General features: G+C 36.3%; 1 protein-coding gene. It reads left to right on the top strand.

Annotated elements, in window-relative coordinates; genetic code table 11:
* A partial coding sequence (locus HMPREF9444_RS11015) for an ATP-binding protein (protein WP_320410107.1) occupies window positions 1-524 on the top strand: 524 nt, incomplete at both ends.

The following is a 524-nucleotide window of genomic DNA, read 5'->3' as shown; positions in this document are numbered from 1 at the left end:
TGAATATTCTGGGCCATTGTGGGAGCAGATTGAAAATGCTTTTCAATTTGTTTTGAGAAATATACATTTGGGAGCTCGTCTGGAGGGACTTTTTAGACAGGATATTTATGAGTTGCCTCCAGATGGAATTCGAGAACTGATAATTAATGCGGTTGTAAATTCCAGTTTTTTGCAAAATTCTAATGTTCAAGTTGCTATCTTTGATACTAGATTGGAAATTACTTCTCCCGGCGGGCTAATGCCTGGAGTTTCTATTGATCGAATGAAAGAGGGATTTTCCAAGATTAGAAATAGGGCATTGGCTCATGCTTTTGTTTATATGAATTTAATTGAGTCGTGGGGTAGCGGTATACCGAAATTAATGCAATCAATGTATGAATATGGTTTACAAGAGCCGGAATTCATAGATATGGATATTGCATTTAGGATTAATTTGTTTAGAAAAATTGACGAAAAAGTTGGGGGGAGTAAAAATAATATTTCTGTAAATCAAGCTAGCCAAGGTACAGACCAAGCTAGCCAAG

The sequence above is a fragment of the Succinatimonas hippei YIT 12066 genome, assembly GCF_000188195.1.
Classification (GTDB): Bacteria; Pseudomonadota; Gammaproteobacteria; order Enterobacterales; family Succinivibrionaceae; genus Succinatimonas; species Succinatimonas hippei.
This window is presented reverse-complemented; position numbering and strand designations above follow the sequence as displayed.